The sequence below is a fragment of the Tabrizicola caldifontis genome (assembly GCF_004762095.1).
Taxonomy (GTDB): domain Bacteria; phylum Pseudomonadota; class Alphaproteobacteria; order Rhodobacterales; family Rhodobacteraceae; genus Tabrizicola; species Tabrizicola caldifontis.
Window position 1 is genome coordinate 1 of sequence record NZ_SIJH01000015.1, and the last position, 18,593, is coordinate 18,593.

19 protein-coding genes and 1 pseudogene are annotated in these 18,593 nt (G+C 65.4%); 11 read left to right on the forward strand and 9 right to left on the reverse strand.

What is annotated here, in order from left to right; all coding sequences use genetic code 11:
* From EYB42_RS13380 to EYB42_RS13395, 4 genes and pseudogenes are all read left to right on the forward strand, one after another.
* Positions 1-122, forward strand: a pseudogene (locus tag EYB42_RS13380) (phosphate ABC transporter ATP-binding protein); the annotation flags it as partial.
* 12 nt (positions 123-134) lie between these two features.
* Positions 135-842, forward strand: coding sequence for a phosphate signaling complex protein PhoU (gene phoU / locus EYB42_RS13385; RefSeq protein WP_135450632.1), 708 nt, complete (start codon positions 135-137; stop codon positions 840-842).
* Positions 843-844: 2 nt separating this feature from the next.
* Complete coding sequence (gene phoB, locus EYB42_RS13390; protein ID WP_135450633.1) at positions 845-1,537, forward strand: phosphate regulon transcriptional regulator PhoB; 693 nt, start codon at positions 845-847, stop codon at positions 1,535-1,537.
* 105 nt (positions 1,538-1,642) lie between these two features.
* Complete coding sequence (locus tag EYB42_RS13395; RefSeq protein ID WP_135450634.1) at positions 1,643-2,050, forward strand: nuclear transport factor 2 family protein; 408 nt, start codon at positions 1,643-1,645, stop codon at positions 2,048-2,050.
* On the opposite strand, the gene EYB42_RS13400 is transcribed toward EYB42_RS13395, so the two are convergent.
* Both EYB42_RS13400 and EYB42_RS13405 read right to left on the reverse strand, forming a co-directional pair.
* Positions 2,047-3,357, reverse strand: coding sequence for an aspartate aminotransferase family protein (locus EYB42_RS13400; protein ID WP_167851030.1), 1,311 nt, complete (start codon positions 3,355-3,357; stop codon positions 2,047-2,049). The genes EYB42_RS13395 and EYB42_RS13400 overlap by 4 nt on opposite strands.
* A complete protein-coding gene (locus EYB42_RS13405) occupies positions 3,357-4,388 on the reverse strand; it encodes a phosphotransferase (RefSeq protein WP_135450636.1) in 1,032 nt (343 codons plus the stop codon). The genes EYB42_RS13400 and EYB42_RS13405 overlap by 1 nt, the downstream gene beginning before the upstream one ends.
* 153 nt (positions 4,389-4,541) lie before the next feature.
* Between EYB42_RS13405 and EYB42_RS17735 the strand changes: the two genes are divergently transcribed.
* Positions 4,542-4,664 carry a hypothetical protein gene (locus EYB42_RS17735; protein WP_256371628.1) on the forward strand — a complete coding sequence of 41 codons (123 nt, stop codon included), beginning with the start codon at positions 4,542-4,544 and terminating at the stop codon, positions 4,662-4,664.
* Entirely contained in the window at positions 4,661-4,819 is a 159-nt protein-coding gene (gene hemP / locus EYB42_RS13410) for a hemin uptake protein HemP (RefSeq protein ID WP_135450637.1), read from the forward strand. Before EYB42_RS17735 ends, hemP begins: the two co-directional genes overlap by 4 nt.
* 466 nt (positions 4,820-5,285) lie before the next feature.
* Here hemP and ppsA read toward each other — a convergent pair whose 3' ends face one another.
* On the reverse strand, positions 5,286-7,700 hold the full coding sequence (gene ppsA, locus EYB42_RS13415) for a phosphoenolpyruvate synthase (RefSeq protein WP_135450638.1): 2,415 nt from the start codon (positions 7,698-7,700) through the stop codon (positions 5,286-5,288).
* 135 nt (positions 7,701-7,835) lie between these two features.
* On the opposite strand from ppsA, the gene EYB42_RS13420 reads away from it, so the two are divergent.
* Complete coding sequence (locus tag EYB42_RS13420) at positions 7,836-8,198, forward strand: hypothetical protein (RefSeq protein WP_135450639.1); 363 nt, start codon at positions 7,836-7,838, stop codon at positions 8,196-8,198.
* Between the two features lie 75 nt (positions 8,199-8,273).
* Here EYB42_RS13420 and moaA read toward each other — a convergent pair whose 3' ends face one another.
* Positions 8,274-9,287, reverse strand: coding sequence for a GTP 3',8-cyclase MoaA (gene moaA, locus EYB42_RS13425; RefSeq protein WP_135450640.1), 1,014 nt, complete (start codon positions 9,285-9,287; stop codon positions 8,274-8,276).
* Positions 9,288-9,373: 86 nt separating this feature from the next.
* Here moaA and EYB42_RS13430 point away from each other — a divergent pair, with 86 nt between their 5' ends.
* Positions 9,374-9,856: a D-galactarate dehydratase gene (locus EYB42_RS13430; RefSeq protein ID WP_135450641.1), complete on the forward strand. Its 483-nt coding sequence runs from the start codon at positions 9,374-9,376 to the stop codon at positions 9,854-9,856.
* 84 nt (positions 9,857-9,940) lie between these two features.
* Here the strand turns inward: EYB42_RS13430 and EYB42_RS13435 are convergent, their stop codons facing one another.
* The 4 genes from EYB42_RS13435 to glmU form a co-directional block, all read right to left on the reverse strand.
* On the reverse strand, positions 9,941-10,612 hold the full coding sequence (locus EYB42_RS13435; protein ID WP_135450642.1) for a DNA alkylation repair protein: 672 nt from the start codon (positions 10,610-10,612) through the stop codon (positions 9,941-9,943).
* Positions 10,613-10,680: 68 nt separating this feature from the next.
* Positions 10,681-11,214, reverse strand: coding sequence for a DUF3833 family protein (locus EYB42_RS13440; protein ID WP_135450643.1), 534 nt, complete (start codon positions 11,212-11,214; stop codon positions 10,681-10,683).
* A gap of 89 nt (positions 11,215-11,303) precedes the next feature.
* The gene (glmS, locus tag EYB42_RS13445; RefSeq protein WP_135450644.1) at positions 11,304-13,121 is read right to left on the reverse strand and encodes a glutamine--fructose-6-phosphate transaminase (isomerizing); all 1,818 of its coding nucleotides are present in this window, start codon (positions 13,119-13,121) and stop codon (positions 11,304-11,306) included.
* A 2-nt stretch (positions 13,122-13,123) separates the two neighbouring features.
* Complete coding sequence (gene glmU, locus EYB42_RS13450) at positions 13,124-14,476, reverse strand: bifunctional UDP-N-acetylglucosamine diphosphorylase/glucosamine-1-phosphate N-acetyltransferase GlmU (RefSeq protein ID WP_135450645.1); 1,353 nt, start codon at positions 14,474-14,476, stop codon at positions 13,124-13,126.
* A gap of 92 nt (positions 14,477-14,568) precedes the next feature.
* On the opposite strand from glmU, the gene EYB42_RS13455 reads away from it, so the two are divergent.
* From EYB42_RS13455 to EYB42_RS13465, 3 genes are all read left to right on the forward strand, one after another.
* A complete protein-coding gene (locus tag EYB42_RS13455) occupies positions 14,569-15,219 on the forward strand; it encodes an HAD-IA family hydrolase (protein WP_135450646.1) in 651 nt (216 codons plus the stop codon).
* Between the two features lie 153 nt (positions 15,220-15,372).
* Positions 15,373-16,614, forward strand: a complete 1,242-nt coding sequence (locus EYB42_RS13460) for a TCR/Tet family MFS transporter (protein ID WP_135450647.1) — start codon at positions 15,373-15,375, stop codon at positions 16,612-16,614.
* A complete protein-coding gene (locus EYB42_RS13465) occupies positions 16,611-17,843 on the forward strand; it encodes a DegT/DnrJ/EryC1/StrS family aminotransferase (RefSeq protein ID WP_135450648.1) in 1,233 nt (410 codons plus the stop codon). The genes EYB42_RS13460 and EYB42_RS13465 overlap by 4 nt, the downstream gene beginning before the upstream one ends.
* A gap of 271 nt (positions 17,844-18,114) precedes the next feature.
* On the opposite strand, the gene EYB42_RS17835 is transcribed toward EYB42_RS13465, so the two are convergent.
* Positions 18,115-18,468 (reverse strand): transposase, encoded by a 354-nt coding sequence (locus EYB42_RS17835; protein ID WP_135450649.1) that lies wholly within the window; start codon positions 18,466-18,468, stop codon positions 18,115-18,117.
* Positions 18,469-18,593: the final 125 nt, after the last annotated feature.

The window sequence follows — 18,593 nt, forward strand, 5'->3', positions numbered from 1 at the left end:
TCAGCCAGAAGACCGCCTTCTTCCACCTCGGAAACCTGGTGGAATACGGCGATACAGCACAGATCTTCACCAACCCGAAAGACCCAAGGACCGAAGCCTACATCACCGGCCGCATCGGGTAAGGAGCCGAACATATGAACACAGCCCATATCGTCACCTCTTTCGACCGCGATCTGGATTCGGCCCAGGCGCTGGTAATGCGTATGGGGGGATTGGTCGAGGCCGCGCTGCTGGAAGCGGCCGAGGCGCTGGATACCCGCGACGAGGATCTGGCCGCACGGGTATGCGCGGGGGATGCCGCCATCGACGCCCTGGAGGACCAGATAAACACCGAATGCGCGCGCCTGATCGCGCTGCGCGCACCGACTGCGGGCGACCTGCGGACGGTGCTGACGGTGATGAAGATCGCCGCCGCACTGGAGCGGGCAGGGGATTATGCCAAGAACCTGGCCAAGCGCACCTCGATCCTGTCGCAGATGCAGCAGGTTCCTGGCGCGACCGGCGCGATCCGCAGGCTGGCCAAGGCCGTGGTGCAGATGCTGACCGATGCCCTGGATGCCTACATCCGCCGCGATCTCAGGCTGGCCGAGGACGTGCGACTGCGCGACCGCGAGATCGATCAGATGTACAACTCGATCTTTCGGGAATTCCTGACGCACATGATGGAGGACCCGCGCAACATCGGGCCCTGCATGCATCTTCACTTCATCGCCAAGAACATTGAGCGGGTGGGTGACCACGCCACCGCAGTTGCCGAACAGGTGATCTATCTGGTCACCGGCGCACTGCCGGAAGACGCGCGACCCAAGGTCGATTCCACCGGTGTTCCGATACGGGGGTAAGCATGGCACGCAGCGGACAGCCCAAGGTGCTTCTGGTCGAGGACGAGCCGGCGCAGCGCACCGTTCTGGCCTACAACCTGGAAGCGGAAGGCTTTGCCGTCACTCAGGCCGACAACGGCGAGGACGCCATGATGCTGGTCGACGAGGAAGAGCCGGACATCATCATCCTTGATTGGATGATGCCCAAGGTCTCGGGCATCGAGGTCTGCCGACGGCTGAAGATGCGGCCCGAAACACGATCGATCCCGATCATCATGCTGTCGGCACGCGCCGAGGAGGTCGACCGCATCCGGGGCCTTGAAACCGGGGCAGACGATTATGTGATCAAGCCCTATTCGGTGCTGGAACTCATGGCACGGGCGCGGGCGCAGTTGCGGCGGGTGCGGCCCTCGACGGCAGGCGTCGTGCTGGAGCATGAGGATATCAGGCTGGACCCCGAGAGCCACCGAGTCTATCGGGGCGACAAGGTGCTGAAACTGGGTCCGACCGAGTTCAAGCTTCTTGTCACGTTGATGGAGCGCCCGGGCCGGGTGTTCAGCCGCGAGCAGCTGCTGGATCTGGTCTGGGGCCGTGACATATACGTCGACACCCGCACGGTGGACGTGCATGTGGGCCGGCTGCGGAAAAGCCTGATGCAGTATGGCGGGTCCGACCCGGTTCGCACGGTGCGCGGCGCGGGATACGCGCTGGGCTGATCCCCGGGCGGTGGCGCGGCCGGGCGCAGGCTGTCGACAGAATCTTCGTTCGGGTGGTTGCGTGGCGTGCTAACCTTCGCGGGGCACGACTCGGCGGAGGCTCGGATGGCTTGGGGCGGGGAACATGACGCTGTGCGCGCGGTCGTGGTCGACTATCTGGAAGGAATGTGCTGGGGCGATGAGGCGAAGCTGCGGCGGGCGTTCCATCCCGGCGCTCTTCAGGTCGGCCATTTCGCCGAGACCTACGAGTTCTTCCCGCTGGAAGAGTTCATCGACTGGGTGAAGAGCGAGGAAACGGCACCCGAAGGCTCGCCGATCATCGCGGAGCTTCTGTCGATCGAGGTGACCGGCACGGTCGCGGTGGCCAAGCTGACGGACACCTGTTTCGGGACAGACTTTACCGATTACCTGGTGATGGTGAAAGACCGGCCCGATACGCAGGGCAAGTGGCAGATTGTGACAAAGGCCTATCACGTCCATGCCGGGCGCGGATTTCCCCCCGGCGCGGCCTAGAGGGTCGGCAGGAGCCGGTCGAGCGTGCTCAGAACCTGATCCACGTTGGACAGGCCGAACGGCAGCGGCGGGCGGATCTTCAGGCTGTCGCCAAGGGACCCGGTCGAGCTGATCAGGATACGGTTCTCGCGCAGGGCGTTCACAAGGCGCGCGGTGCGCGCCGGGTCGGGCCGGCCGTCGGTCAGGATGGTCTGGCCGAGGAACAGGCCGGCGGCGCGGGTCTCGCCAAGGGCTTCGTGACGTTGTGCAAGGCTGCGCAAGCCTTCGGCAAAAGCGGCGCCTACGCTGGCCGCATTCTGTTGCAGGTTTTCGTCCCTGATCACGTCAAGCACGGCCAGCCCGACGGCCGCAGCGACGGCGTTGCCACCGAAGGTGTTGAAATAGCGCGCCCTTGCACCGAACTCGGCAACGATTTCAGGCTTCAGCACAAGACCCGCCAAGGGATATCCGTTGCCCATGGGCTTGCCCATGGACACCATGTCGGGCGTGATGCCGTGGCGCTGGAAGCCCCAGAAATGGCTGCCGGTGCGGCCGAAGCCAGGCTGTACCTCATCTGCCAGGAAAAGGCCGCCCCTTGCACGGACCGCAGCAGCGGCAGGGGCAAGGAAGCCCGCCGGATCGGGGTATACGCCATCGGAAGAGAAGATCGTGTCAACGATCAGAAGGGCCGGCCGGATCCCCTGTGCCTGCATCTTGTCGCAGGCCGCGCCGACGGCCTGCGCGAAACCCTGGGCGATGCCCTGCGGATAATTGGCGGCGCAGGGTGCCGGGATCGGAAAGACCGTCGGGCCAGGGGCTACTGCGGGGCCAATGGACATCGACATCTCGGCGGTGGCCAGCGTAACGCCATGGTAGGCATTGTCGGTGACGATGACCCCGGTTCCGCCGGTCGCGGCGCGGGCGATACGCAGCGCCAGGTCATTTGCCTCGGACCCGGTGCAGGTGAACATGACGTGGCACAATTCGGGCGGGAAGAGGGCGAGCAGGCGTTCCGCATAGTCCAGGATAGCTTCATGCAGATAGCGCGTGTGGGTGGCCAGGGTGGCGGCCTGCTTCGCCAGCGCCTCTACCACGCGCGGGTGGCAGTGCCCGACGGATGCGACGTTGTTGTAGCAATCCAGATAGGCGGTACCGTCAGCATCATGCAGCCAGACCCCTTCTCCCCGGATCGGATGCACGGGGGTTTCATAGAACAGCCGGTACGCTGGGCCCAGAAGCCTTGCCCGGCGATCGGCAAGCGCCTGATCCTGCGGCGAAAGCTTCCCTGCGCCGGGGGTGTAGGCGTTCAGCATCGTGGTCTGGCGGATCATGGGGCAGCTCTTTCGCAGGCAGTTTGCAGGTGGTCGGCAATGGCCCGGCTGTCCCGCGATGCCAATGCCTCGAACCCTGCACGCGAAGCCGGGACATTGCGCAGGATGTAGGCAGCATTTTCGGGGTAGCGCATGGCACGCCAGGCGGTGATGGCAAGCGTCGTGGCCAGCCGCGCGGTGATCAGGTCAGGAAGGAGACGGAGTTCTTCCTCGCCCAGCGGGGCAGATGCCCGGTAGGCGGCGGTCAGCGGAACAAGCAGCGATAGCGGATCCGAAGGCTCGATCAGGTATGAGGCTGCGACGGCAAGATCGCAGATGCGGTGCGACAGCGTCATGTCGCCGAAGTCCAGGATGCCGGCAAGCCGGGTTGGATCGGCCGGGTCGGCAAGCAGGTTGTGAGGATTGAAATCGCCGTGGATGACCTGACGCGGCAACCGCGCCAGGGCCGGGGCAACCTGGGCGCGAAAGCGGTCCAGGAAGGTCTCGATCCGCGGGCGCAGGTCGTCGGAGAGCGCTGGCAGAAGTGGTGCGAGGTCGGCCGCGTTGCGGATATCCCAAAGAAGGTGGTGATCGGCGGCCGGGTGGGTGAACCCGGCAAGGGCCGTGTCGAGCCTGCCAAGGGCCCGGCCGATCGCGGCCGAGAGCGCGGGGATGCGTGGAACATGCGCGAGCGGAGTGCCGGGCAACCACGTCAGAAGCCGCAGGGCGCCGTGCGCGGTGGGGATTACAAGGCGCCCATCGCAGGCCGGAATGACCCGCGGCGTCGGCAGGTCGGGGGCCTCGCGCGCGGTGTGGACAAGGGCAAGTGTCTGGAACTCTGTCAGATCAAGGGGCTCTGACGGATTGGCAAGTTTCAGGGTGAAACTGCCACCGCGCGTTTCAAGGCGATGGTTCTGATCCCGCTCGGATGTCAGGGGATGCAGTATTCCGTTCATGCCCCAATGGGTTTCGGCAAGGGCGGCAAGCTCCTGTGCCGGAACACGGGGCGGGGGCATCGAAAGCAGCGATCCGGCAGGGTCTTGCGTCATGGGTCTTGTCCTGGCCGGCAAGATAGCGGCTGCGGCGCTGGGGGCCAGTGGAATGTGGGATTGACATTTATGACTCTTTTACTCAGGTTAAGCATGAAAGCCTAGCCAACCCTCACGGGTCCGCCCGGTGTCGTTCAGCAGATGGAGTTCGCCATGCACAAGACCGGCGCGGCCCTTTCGGGCGATGTCCCGGACCTGATCCTTTCCGCGGCACGGGGCGTCTTTCCCGGCACCGCACTGGAGGCACTGATCGCGCGGATGGAGACGGCGAAATGAACGCCCGGGTCGATCTCTGGCTGACGAAGGATGCCACGCCAGTGCATGATGCCCGGGCGCTGACCGAAGGCGGGAGCCTCGCGCGGATCGTGCTGGACGGACAGGTCTACACTCTGCGGATCACCCGGGCAGGGAAGCTGATCCTGACCAAGTGAGGGGGGCACCGCGCACGGTCAAGGCGGCGTTACGCTTGCGTGCCGCAACGCAGCGCACATCTGGACGCTGCATTGCGGCATGATATTGGGAACGTGGGATTAATCGGCTGAAGGTCGGGGAAGACGCCGTCTATTTTCCGTCTTCCTTGCGTCTTGCTTCCGTCTCTATGCGCGGGTGGATTGCGGGGCGTTAACCTTGTCCAGCGAAACGGACCCGGAGCGGCGTGGCGATCTTGATGGTGGGGCGACGGTTCGCCCCCCCACTCCCGTCCCCTCCCACGAGGGGGAGGGGAAGTGCCTTGACCCGGTCGCGTCGCAGGATGCCTGACGAACCAGATAGAGCGCCCTTCCAGGCGCAAGCCTGTGTTGTCTCGCCTCTGATGGCAAGGCGCTCAACCGGCTCGTGTGAGCCTGCGGCTGGGATGTTTGGGCAGACAGGAATGGGCCGGGCGAAGTGACCTTGCAGTCAGCGTTTCTTCCCTTTCTTTGTCTTGTGTGGGCCGCTTTCCGCATCCGCCACGTTGCGTTTCACCGCGATGAAGCTATCCGGTGTGACAGAGATCGAATCGATTCCGGCATCGACCAGCAGCTTGGCGAAGGCCGGGTTGTTAGATGGCGCCTGGCCGCAGAGACCGACCTTGGCCCCGGCCTTGTGAGCACGGGTGATCAGGCTTTCGATCATCCACAGGACTGCGGGGTTCGATTCGTCGAACAGCTCCGCCAACGCCTCGGAGTCGCGGTCGATGCCGAGGGTAAGCTGGGTCAGGTCGTTCGAGCCGATCGAGAACCCGTCGAAGCGGCTGGCGAAGGCCTCGGCCAGAATGACGTTGGCCGGAATTTCGCCCATGACATAGACCTGAAGCCCGTCCTTGCCACGTTTCAGTCCGTGGCGGGCCATGCTGGCGAGCACGCGGTCGGCTTCATCCGGGCTGCGGCAGAAGGGGATCATCACGACGACATTGTCGAAACCCATGTCCTTCCGCAGCCGGTGGATCGCCTTGCATTCCAGCGCGAAGCCCGCCTCATACCGCGGCGAGTAATAGCGGGACGCTCCGCGGAACCCGATCATCGGGTTTTCCTCCTTCGGCTCGAACTCTGCCCCGCCAAGAAGGTCGGCATATTCGTTGGTCTTGAAATCGCTCATCCGCACGATGACGGGCCGCGGGTAGGCCACGGCGGCAATTTGCGACAGACCCCGCGCGAGGCCGTCAACAAAGTATTCGGTCTTGTCGGCAAAGCCCCTGGTCAGTTCCGCGATCCGGGCCTTGGCCGTTTCGTCCTTCAGGCTGTCGAAATGGACCAGCGCCATGGGATGCACCTTTAGTGCGTTCATGATCACGAATTCCATCCGTGCAAGGCCCACGCCATCGGCCGGTAGCCGCCACCAGCGGAAGGCGGCGGAAGGGTTGGCCATGTTCAGCATGACCTGAGTTCTTGTCTTTGGCAGATCGTCCAGCCGCAGGATTTCGGAGGTGAATTCGGCGATGCCTTCGTGGACCACGCCTTCATCGCCGCCGGTGCAGGAGACGGTGACTTCCTGCTCGTCATGCAGGACATGGGTCGCATTGCCGGTGCCGACGATGGCAGGCAACCCCAGCTCGCGGCTGACGATGGCGGCGTGGCTGGTGCGCCCCCCGTGGTCGGTGACGATGGCCGAGGCGCGTTTCATGATCGGCACCCAGTCAGGGTCGGTCGTGCCGGTGACAAGGATCGAGCCGTCGATGAACTTGTCGATGTCCTTCGCGCTTTCGAGGATCGAGACGCGGCCCGTTGCAACGGCCGAACCTACGGAAAGACCGGTGACCAGCGGTCTTCCGGCCTTCTTCACCGTGTAAGACCGGATTTCGCCGGCAGCAGCGCGCGACTGAACCGTTTCGGGCCGTGCCTGGACGATGAAGAGTTCCCCCGTCTCGCCGTCGCGGGCCCATTCCATGTCCATCGGCAGGCCGTAATGCGCCTCGATTGTGGCGGCCATGCGGGCAAGGTCGAGGATTTCGGCGTCGGACAGGACGAAGGCGGCGCGTTCGGCCTTCGAGGTCGGAACATTCTTCGTCGCCGCGCCCTGCCCGCCGGCATAGACCATCTTGATCGCCTTCTCGCCCAGCGACTTCTTCAGGATCGGTTTCAGTTTCCTGTTTGCAAGGAAAGGCTTGTACACCACGTATTCGTCGGGGTTGACCGCGCCCTGTACCACGTTTTCGCCAAGGCCCCAGGCAGCGGTGATCAGCGCCACCTTGTCGAAACCGCTTTCGGTGTCGATCGAGAACATCACCCCCGACCCGCCGGTATCGGCGCGAACCATGCGCTGGACACCCACGGAAAGGGCGACCTTGGTGTGATCGAAGCCCTTCAACTGCCGGTAGGTCATCGCCCTGTCGGTGAAAAGCGAGGCATAGCAGCGCCGGCAGGCCGCCAGAACTTCTGCCTCGCCCCGGACGTTCAGGTAGGTTTCCTGCTGTCCGGCGAAGCTGGCATCCGGCAGATCCTCGGCCGTGGCGGAAGATCGGACGGCAACAGGCAGATCCCTCGTGCCGGCCCGACGCGAGAGCTCACGATAGCTTTCGATGATGTCATCCCGGATGTCCTTCGGCCAGTCGCCTTGAAGGACCATCGCGCGGATCTGCTGGCCGGCTTCCTGCAGCGTGATGCGGTGATCCTGCCAGCGCGCCACCACGGCACCGATCCGGTCTTCCAGATCGTTTGCCTTCAGATAGGCGCGATAGGCATCCGCAGTGGTGGCAAAGCCGCCGGGAACCCGGATTCCCTTCTTGCCCAGTTGCCGGACCATTTCGCCCAGTGAACTGTTCTTGCCCCCGACCATTGCGACATCGCCGCGCGTGAGGTCCTCGAACCACATGACGTTGACGGACTTTTGCGGCATCGTGCGCTCCAACCAGGTGACAGGAATTCAGGTGAGAGCATGCGCCCGTATTTCGCCGCGCGTCTTGATACGGATCAAGGTGGGCATGCCGGCCGGCATGTCCTATGTTCGGGAAATGAGGAAAGAGGGCGCAGGATGAGCAAGAGCGAAATTCGGCAATTGAGGCGGCGGTTGCAGGGTGCCTCGGCCTTGGGGGTGGAAGAATTCGACCGCGCTGCCGTTCTGCTACGTCGGGTGTTTCCGAAGATGCCGGAACCTGCGCCGGGCAGGGGTGACCTGATCGGGCAGCTTCTGCATGCAGTGGACCTGTGCCTGCCGGGGTGGTCGATCCAGCTTACCGGCAAGGCGACCGAGCCGGACGGGCACTGGCGCTGTTCCCTCCGCGAGACGCGCGGCAGCGACGAGATCGAGGGCATCGGTCTGGGGACCGGCCGCGTGGTGGAACTGGCACTGCTTGAGGCGCTGCTGGACGTGGCGGAACAGCGGGCGCTGGTCTGACGGCTGGTTGATGATTTCGGCGCTGCTCTTCGGCTGTGATCCCGTAGGGCGGCGCGGTCGAAACAGCAGGGCCGGTCAGCCGCCGGTATGGCTCATGTGGCGGGTGATCTGACCGGTGACCTTCTGGCGGGAATAGTCGAAGTCGTGGCCCCTGGGCTTGCGGGCGATGGCCGCGCGGATGGCCTGTTCTACCAGTGCATCATCGGTGCTGGCGCGCAGGGGTGCGCGCAGGTCAGCCATGTCCTCCTGGCCGAGGCACATGTAGAGCTGCCCCGTGCAGGTCAGACGAACGCGGTTGCAGCTTTCGCAGAAATTGTGGGTGAGCGGCGTGATGAAGCCGACCTTCTGGCCGGTTTCCTCAACGCGCACATATCGGGCGGGGCCGCCGCTGCGTTCGGCTAGATCGGTCAGGCTGAACCGTTCGGCCAGCCGGGCGCGGAGGTCCTTGAGCGGCCAGTACTGGTCAAGGCGAAGGGGGGACATGTCCTCGCCCATCGGCATGACCTCGATGAAGGTCAGGTCATGGCCTTCGGTCGCGCACCAGTCAAGAAGAGGGAAAAGTTCATCCTCGTTGAAGCCCTTAAGCGCGACGGCGTTGATCTTGACGCGCAGGCCGGCAGTCTTGGCCGCCTCGATCCCCTCCAGCACCTGGGGCAGGCGGCCCCAGCGGGTGATCCGGGCGAACTTGTCGGGGTCCAGCGTGTCGAGCGAGACATTGACACGGCGAACCCCAAGGTCGGCAAGGGGCCGGGCAAAGCGGGCAAGCTGGCTGCCGTTGGTGGTCAGCGTCAGTTCCTTCAGTGCGCCCGTACCCAGATGCCGTGCCATTGCCTCGAAGAAGGTCAGGATGCCCTTGCGCACCAGCGGCTCGCCCCCGGTGATACGCAGTTTCTGCACGCCGAGACGGACGAAGGCCGAGCAGAGGCGGTCCAGCTCCTCGAGGCTCAGCAGTTCGGCCTTGGGCAGGAAGGTCATGTTTTCCGACATGCAGTAGGTGCAGCGGAAATCGCAGCGGTCGGTGACCGAGACCCGAAGATAGCTGATCGGCCGGGCAAAGGGATCGACAAGGGGTGGCGCCGGGAAGGTCATGCCGGAAAGCTAGGTCAGCTTGACGGGCCACACAAGTGCGCGAACGACAATTGCAGGGCGGGATGCGGCGGGCTAGGCTCTTAACCATGAGATACCTTGCCCTTTTCCCGGTTCTGGCCATTGTGCTGTCGGGCTGCGCCCTGTTTCGGCAAGAGGCTGCGGATGCCCGCCCCGGCCCGGTGACCGGACCTTCCGAGGCACAGCCAGCGACCGAAATCGCCCCTGCCGTAGCCACCACGGTGCTGGGCGCGCGGGCCGTCAGCGCGGCGGCACTGGACCGGACCACGCCCGAGGAAAAGGCTGCGGCCCTGTCCGCCCGGGCAACGGGCGGCGAAAGGCAGCTGGGCAGGGTTGTGGTCGCGCTGGGCCCGCCAGCCGAGCAGGGACTGTGGCTGTCCACCGCGCTGGTCAAGGAGGTGACGCAGGGCCGGATCACGACGGCAGACGGCAAGAGCATAGCGGTCGAGCTGCGGCCGGGCACGGGCGCGGCGCTTCTGTCGCTGGCTGCCTATCAGGCGCTGGGCCTGCCGCTGACCAGCTTGCCCGAGGTGACGATCTTCGCGCTCTGATCGGCGTCGTGCCCGACCCTGGCCACCGGGGGGCAGCCCCCGGACCGCCGAAGTATTTCCGCAAGGAGCAAATGCAGGCGGGCCTCAGTCCGTCAGGTGACGCGCGGCCTCTTTCCGGGCAAAGGATTTCAGCCGGGCGCCATGGTCGGCAAGGAAGCTACGCGTGCGCCCGGCATCATGTTTCGACAGATCGCGCAGCCACCAGGCCACGGCCTTCTGGATGAACCAGTCGGGATCTTCCGCAAGGCTGGCGCACCAGCCAAGCACGCGGTCGCGGATTGCAAGGTCGGCCGCTTTCGGAAAGTTCTGTCTGGTCCAGGGCAGCGTCATCACAAGCGCCGCGCGGCGGGTCCACATGTGGGGGCTGACAATCCAGGCCTCGACCACATCAAGCCGCGAGGGGTCGGCCACCAGCCGCTTCTGCCCGGCAATGCTGGCGTGATCGGCAATGGCCCAGGCGTCGAAATCGGGCACCCACGAAACGATCAGCGCCCAGGAGGCCTCATCCGGTCGGATGCGGGCCTGGGTCAGAAGCCTTGCGGCGGCGATGCGGGCCTCGTGGATGTTGGTGCGCCAGAGGTCGGCGGCAAGTGCAATGCGGTCTTCAAGCGTACGCTCGGAGCGCCAGCGATCGGCCAGGGTTGCGATCGCAGCTGCCGAGACACCCAGGTAGGGCCGAGGTGCCTTGTGATAGGCCAGCATTTCGGCTGCCCGGGCCGGGTCGGCAAGTGCCTGAAGTTCGGCAAGTGGTGTCATCTGGCGTATCCCGGGGCGTATCCTGCGCGGTCAGCCCCTACCTGCCAGTCCGCGTGCCCGGCGGCAAGTCAGCGCCGGATCACGAAGCGGACCGAGGCAACCGGGATGCCGGCCCGGCTGACCACGGCATCGTTGACCACCGTCCCGTCGGGACGGGAATAGATGATATCCTGAAAGCCCAGCCGGGTGATACCCGAGGGCGATCGGAAATCGGCGGTGTAGCTCAGGCGTATACGGCCGTCTTCCTCGATGACGGCGGCCTCGCCCACGGTGTCTTCGCGCTTGCCGGTCCAGCGGCCGGGCCCGGTTTCGCGGAAGATCCATGTCAGGCGGTCCTGCTGGCCGTCGTCGTAAACGAAATCTTCGACCACGGTCAGGGTCCGCGCACCGCTCGGCCCGGTGACGCTGCCATTCAGCCGTGCGGTGAAGCGGCGTTCGTCGCCGGTCAGCCACACGCGGAAATGCCCGCGTCCGGTCGTGCGTCCGCGGAAGGCGGAGACAAGGGTGATCGGCGGGCCGGGTTCGCTGGGGATGGCCGGGGCAGAGGCGCAGGCCGCTAAGGGCAGGGTGGCAAGGGAAAGAAGCAGGGTTCTGCGCTGCATGGCGGACTCCGGTTTTGCAGGAATACGGACCGGAGACCTGGCCGGATCAGGCCGGGGCGTGTTCCGTGGGCGATGCCGGACCGGGGGTGCTATTCGACTGTCACGGATTTCGCCAGATTGCGCGGCTGGTCCACGTCGGTGCCCTTGGCGACGGCGGTATGGTAGGCCAGAAGCTGGGCCGGCACCGCATAGAGGATCGGCGCCCAGAGCGGATCGACCGTGGGCAGAGTGAGGGTCTTCCAGGTGCCGTGGCCGGCGGTTCTGATTCCTTCGGCATCCGACAACAGCAGCACCTTGCCGTTGCGGGCCATCACCTCCTGCATGTTCGACACCGTCTTGTCGAACAGCGCATCCTTGGGGGCCAGAACGATCACCGGCACGGCGGCATCGATCAGGGCGATGGGGCCGTGCTTCAGCTCGCCCGAGGCGTAGCCTTCAGCGTGGATATAGCTGATTTCCTTAAGTTTCAGGGCGCCTTCCAGGGCCAGCGGGAACATCGGCCCACGGCCAAGGAACAGGACGTCCTGTGCGCGGGCCAGATCCTCGGCGATGCGGGCGATCGGTTCGGAAAGGCCAAAGGCGGCGTTCATCAGGCCGGGCACGGCGCGCAGGGCTTCGAGCCGGTCATTCAGCGTGGTGGCGTCTATCCGGCCACGATCCTGCGCCGCCTTCAGCGCCATCAGTGCAAGCACGGTCAGCTGGCAGGTGAAGGCCTTGGTCGAGGCTACGCCGACCTCAACTCCGGCGTGGATCGGCAGCGCGAGATCGCTTTCGCGCGCGATCGAGGAGGTGGGGACGTTGACCACCGCGACGACCCTTGCGACCTTCTCTTTCACATGGCGCAGTGCCGCAAGGGTGTCTGCGGTCTCGCCCGACTGGCTGACGAAGACGGCCATCGAGGCAGGGGACAGGACCGGATCGCGGTAGCGGAATTCGCTGGCGATATCGATGTCGGCGGGAAGGCCGGCGAGCTGCTCGAACCAGTATTTGGCGACGTGACAGGCGTAGGAGGCCGTGCCGCAGGCAACCAGGGTCACGCGGTCTATGCCGGTGAAATCCAGATCTTGCGGCATTTCCAGCGTGCCGCGTGCCGAGGTGTAGCCCTTCAGCGCGTCGGCGATGACCACGGGCTGTTCGGCGATCTCCTTGGCCATGAAATGCTTGTGGCCGCACTTTTCGATCCGGGTGCTGTCCAGCCGGACACGGGTCTCTGCGCGGTTCGCCAGCCGGTCGGCAGCGTCGAAGATCTGCGCACCGTCACGGGTGATCACCGCCCAGTCGCCTTCCTCCAGATAGGTGATCCGGTCCGTCAGCGGGGCAAGTGCAATGGCGTCGGAGCCGACGAACATCTCGCCCTCGCCATGGCCTATGGCAAGCGGGCTGCCGCGCCGGGCGGCGATCAGCAGGTTCTCCTCGCCTTCAAAGAGGAAGCACAGCGCGAAGGCTCCTTCCAGCCGTTTCAGGGTGCTGCGCGCGGCTTCGACCGGTGTTGCGCCGCGGTCGATCGCGCGCCGGGCCAGCAGCGCGACGGTCTCGGTATCGGTGTCCGATTCCTGGGCATAGCCGTCAGCGGCAAGCTCCTCGCGCAGGGTGCGGAAGTTCTCGATGATGCCGTTGTGGACCACGGCGACCGACCCGGCACGGTGCGGATGGGCATTGGCGACAGTGGCCGCGCCATGGGTGGCCCAGCGGGTGTGGCCGATGCCTGCCTTGCCTGGCAGAGGGTGATGAACAAGTAGATCGGACAGGTTCACCAGCTTGCCCACCGCCCGGCGACGGTCGAGCCTGCCGGCATTCACCGTGGCGATGCCGGCGCTGTCATAGCCCCGGTATTCCAGCCGTTTCAGGGCCTCGACCAGCAGGGGGGCTGCCTCATGGTTACCCAAGACACCTACAATACCGCACATTTCTAATGACCTTTCGCCTTCGCAGCCTTGATGGCCTTCAACTTTTCGAACATCCGGGTGGCAAGGCCGGGTTTTGTGACCTGTCGGGCGCGGCCGATGGCAACCGCCTCGGGCGGCACGTCCTCGGTGATGACCGAGCCAGAGGCGGTCAGCGCCCCGTCGCCCACCTTCACCGGCGCGACCAGCATGGTGTCCGAGCCGATGAAGGCGCGCTTGCCGATGGTGGTGCGATGCTTCATCACCCCGTCGTAATTGCAGGTGACGGTGCCCGCGCCGATGTTGGTGTGTTCGCCGACATGGGCATCGCCGAGATAGGTCAGGTGGCCGACCTTCACGCCCTCTTCCAGGATGGCGTTCTTGATTTCCACGAAATTGCCGACGTGCACGTCCTCGGCCAGTTCCGCGCCGGGGCGGAGGCGGGCGAAGGGGCCGACGCTGGCGCCGCGGCTGATGTGGCAGCCTTCGAGATGGCAGAAGCCCTTGATCTCAGCGCCGGATTCCACTGTGACGCCGAGACCGAAGATCACGTTCGGGCCGATCACCGCATCGCGACCGACCCAGGTGTCCAGCGCGAAGAACACGGTATCCGGCGCGGTCAGGGTAACACCGTTGTCCAGCGCAGCGGTGCGCGCGCGCGCCTGGAAGGCGGCCTCGGCCTCGGCCAGCTGCGCGCGGGTGTTGACCCCGAGCGTTTCGGATTCGTCGCAGATGACCACACCCGCCGACAGGCCGCGGCGGCGGGCCAGTTCGACCACATCGGTCAGATAGTATTCCTTTGCGGCATTGTCGTTCCGCACCTCGGCGACCAGCGAAAGAAGCAGATGCACATTTGCGCAGATCACGCCAGAATTGCAAAGGGTTATGGCGCGTTCCTCAAGGCTGGCGTCCTTGAATTCGCGGATAGCCAGCACTTCGTCACCTTCGGTGATCAGGCGCCCGTAGCGCCCCGGATCCCTTGCGTGAAAGCCCAGCACGACGACGGCATGGCGCGACCGGGCGGCCAGCATGGTGCGCAGGGTTTCCTCGCGTATCAGGGGGGTATCGCCGTACAGAACGATGGCTTCGCCTGTGGCGTCGGCCAGCCGGGGGGCCGCCTGGGCCACGGCATGGGCCGTGCCCAGCTGGGGATCCTGGACGACGGTTTCGACCGCCTCTGACCAGTCGCGCGCTGCAGCCACGACCGCTTCGCCGCCGTGGCCGGTGACCACGACAAGGCGCTCTGGCTCCAGCGCCTGGGCCGTGGCCAGCGCATGGTGCAGCAGCGGCGCGCCGGCCATGCGGTGCAGCACCTTGGGCAGGTCGGAGTTCATTCGCGTGCCCTGACCGGCGGCCAATACGATGACGGATACCTGCATTCTGCCCCTTCCCTTGTCGTTGCGCCCGTTTTACCCCCCGCCGACAGGGAGACAAGGGGGCGGGGCCTCACGTCAGGTTACAGGATGCTGCAATGCGCTGCGTGGTTTTCGATCTGGACGGAACGCTGGCCGACACTTCGGCCGATCTTCTGGCGGCGGCCAATGCCAGCCTGCCCGCCCCGGTTCTGGGGCCGCAGGACGCGCTGACAGCCTTTCACGGCGGCCGGGCGATGCTGCGGCTGGGTTTTTCGCGGTTGGGAATGGCGTGGTCCGAGGCCGATGTCGAGGCGGCCTATCCCGCGCTTCTGGATGCCTATGCGAAAGGGATCGCGGTGCATACGCAGCTTTATCCCGGCGCGATGGCGGCGGTCGAGGCGCTGAAGGGGGCGGGCTTTGCGGTGTCGGTCTGCACCAACAAGCCCGAGGCCCTGGCCGAGCAGCTCTTGCGCGCGCTTGGGGTGCGGGAGGCATTCGGGGCTCTGGTCGGCGCGGACACCTTTCCGGTGCGCAAGCCCGACCCGCTGCCCTATCGCGCCGCCGTCGAGCGGGCCGGGGGTGTGGTCGGGCGCTCGATGCTGGTCGGGGATACCGAGACCGACGCCAAGACCGGCGTCGCGGCTGGGGTGCCGGTGGCCTTGGTGACCTTCGGGCCGGAAGGCGCGGGGGTGGGGCGGTTCGCCCCGGCGGCGCTTCTGGACCGTTACGAGGATCTGCCGGGACTGGCCGAGCGTCTGCTGGGGTAGCGTCCGGGGAAAGAGCGGCGCCAGAGCATTTCGAATATTCAAAACCTCTGGCGGGACATGGCCGGAAGGGACAGGATGCGTCGGCGTCCGCCCTCTGGCTGGGCCGCTTGTCCCGTTTGACAGTTTGCGTGGGCCCCCATACCGTCCGCGGCCATGAGCCTTGCCGCAGAAGCACCCCCGGGTCCGCAGGTCAGCCGCCATGCGGTGACCTTCGTGCTGATCACCGTGTTTCTGGACATGGTGGGTTTCGGGATCATCATGCCGGTGGTGCCCAAGCTGATCGAGGACGTGGGCCATGTCACGATCGACCGAGCCGCGGTGATCGGCGGTTGGATGTTCGCGGCCTTCAGCCTGTCGCAGTTCGTCTTTGCGCCCTTCATGGGCAACCTGGCCGACCGGTTCGGGCGCCGGCCGCTTCTGCTGCTAGCGATCTTCGGGCTGGGGATGGACTTCATCCTGATGGCGCTGGCGCCGTCACTGGCCTGGCTGTTCGCGGGCCGGATCATTGCCGGCATCTGCGGTGCCAGCTGGATCATCGCGTCGGCCTTCATCGCCGACGTGACCGCGCCCGAGGACCGGGCGCGCGTCTATGGCTACATGGGGGCGGCTTTCGGGGTGGGGTTTGTCATCGGACCTGCGATCGGGGGCCTTCTGGGCGAGTTCGGGCCGCGGGTGCCGTTCTGGGTGGCGGCGGGGATCTCGCTCTTGAATTTCGTCTATGGCCTGCTGGTTCTGCCAGAGTCGCTTGCCCCGGCCAACCGGCGGAAGTTCGAACTGTGGCGCGCCAACCCCTTCGGTGCATTCCGGGTTTTTGCCAGCTACCCCGGCGTGCTGCCGATGGTGCTGGTCATGGGGCTGTTCTTCTTTTCGACCGCCGTCTACCCGGCAATCTGGACCTTCTGGGGCATCGCCAAGTTCGGTTGGTCCGAGGCGATGGTGGGCTTGACTCTGGCGATCTTCGGATTGATCGCGGGGGGCTTTCAGGGGTTTCTCACCGGCCCGGCTGCGGCGCGGTTCGGCGAATGGCGGGTGGCCATGTTCGGGCTGGTCTGCGCGACGCTGGTGGTGCTGGGCTACGGTTTCGTCGGAACGGTCCTTGGCGTCTTTGCGCTCATGATCCTGCACGGACCGGAAGGGTTCGTGCATCCCCTGATGACGGCGATGCTGACGAAACGCGTGCCCGAGGATGCGCAAGGCGAGCTGCAGGGCGGCATCTCGGCGGTGACCAATGTGGCAATGCTGTTCGGCACGGTGTTCTTCGCCTTCCTTTTCGGGCATTTCTGGGCTGAAGAACGGGCCTGGCGCTCGACCGATGTTGCCTATTGGGTAGCGGCTGGGTTCATGGCGGCGACGACCGTGTTGTTTGCACTGTTGAAACGGGCAGAGAAGGCATGAGCGAGCGGTTCAGCGGAAGCTTCACGCAGCAGGAGCCGATCCCCGAGGCGGGGATCGAAGCGGCCTTGGCGGTGCTGCGGCATGGGCGGCTGCACCGCTACAACACGGTGGCCGGCGAGGTGGCCGAGACGGCAGCACTGGAACAGGACTTCGCGGCCTATGTCGGCGCGCGCTATTGTCTGGCGCTGGCTTCCGGCGGGGCGGCGATGGCCTGTGCGTTGCGGGCATGTCAGGTGAAACCGGGGGATCCGGTGCTGTCAAATGCCTTCACGCTTGCCCCGGTGCCGGGTGCGATTGCCAGTCTCGGCGCGCGGCCCGTCTTCGTGGAGGTGACCGAGAATCTGACCATCGATCTTGGACATCTGGAGGCGCAGGCGAAGGCCAGTGGCGCAAGGATCCTGCTTCTGTCGCACATGCGCGGCCATGTCTGCGACATGGATTCGCTGGTGGCACTTTGCGATCGGTTGGGTGTGCGGGTGATCGAGGATTGCGCGCACACGATGGGAGCGAAGTGGCGCGGCGTGCCCTCAGGGCGGCACGGCGCGATCGGATGCTATTCGACGCAGACCTACAAGCACATGAATTCTGGCGAGGGCGGCCTGCTTGTCACGGACGATGCCGAGCTTGCCGCGCGGGCGGTGCTGCTGTCGGGCTCCTACATGCTTTACGCTCGTCACCGCGCCGCACCCCCGCCCGAGGTGTTCGAGTCGCTGAAGCTCGAGGTTCCCAACGTCTCAAGCCGGATGGACAACCTGCGTGCGGCGATCCTGCGACCGCAGATTGCGCTGCTGGACGATCGACGGGCACGGTGGCGGGTGCTCTACCAGGGGATGGAAAAGGGCCTTGCCGGCGTGGCGGAGATCAGGCTGATCCCGCGACCGCAGCATGAGGATTATGTCGGCTCGTCCTTCCAGTTTCTGCTGCCGGGCTGGGATCCGGCGCGGGTGGCCGCCTTTGTCGCGGGTGCGGCGGCCCGGGGGGTCGAATTGAAATGGTTCGGCGCAGCCGATCCGAAGGGCTTCACCAGCCGTTATGCCCACTGGCGCTATGCCGCGCCCGAGACCTTGCCGCAGACCGACCGTGTACTGGCCGGCCTGATCGACATGCGCCTGCCCTTGACCTTTACGCCTGACGATGTGGCCCAGATCGCCCGCATCATCGGCGAAGAGGTGGCGCGCGCGGCACGGGCCGAGCGGCTTGATACCCTGGCTGCTCCGGCCGCGGACTAGGATGCAGCCTCATGATATCGGGCCCAGAGCCTTGCGCAGGCCACGAGGACGGCGGCGAGGTCGTTTCGCCCTGACTTTTCGTGACGTTTGGCTATCTTGCCGAAGTGCTTGGGCTTGTTGAAGAAGCGGTCGACGAGGTTACGCTGGCGGCAAAGACCGGGATCGACCGGCCGTCGCACCTTTCGGTTACGCTAGACGGGGATGCGACCGCGCCCTCTGCGTGCGGCGATCAGGTCTGCAACCGCTGTCTTGTCGGAGGGCCTCGCCGTCGTCAGACCGAGGGGCGGGCCTCGTCCCTTCTTGGGGGCTGCGGCCCATTGATGGGCACGGATGATTGATGGGCACGGATGATCGAGTCGGCGATGACCTGCATGCTGTCGGGGTGTCTATCGGCCAGCGTTTCAAAGGCCTGAACCCAGACCCCCGCAATGGCCCACCGCTTGAAGCGTTTATGGATGGTTGTGCGGAGAGCATTGCGCTGCGACAGATCGCGCCACGACGCGCCGGTTCTCAAAACCCGGGAGATGCCGCCGAGTACCCTGCGCATCCACCCGACACGCGCGGCTTGTCTGGAAGGAGGGAATGGATCAGAGGGCAGGCCTTCCACCCGGTGACCCGCCGCCATTCAAACGCGCGGCTTGCGCCGCAACTCCTTCGGCTCGTCATCGGCATTCGCCTCCTCCGCGTCGATTGGAGGCATTCTGACCCCACCCCCCCGGGGAATATTTTGCAAGGAGCAATTGGATTTGC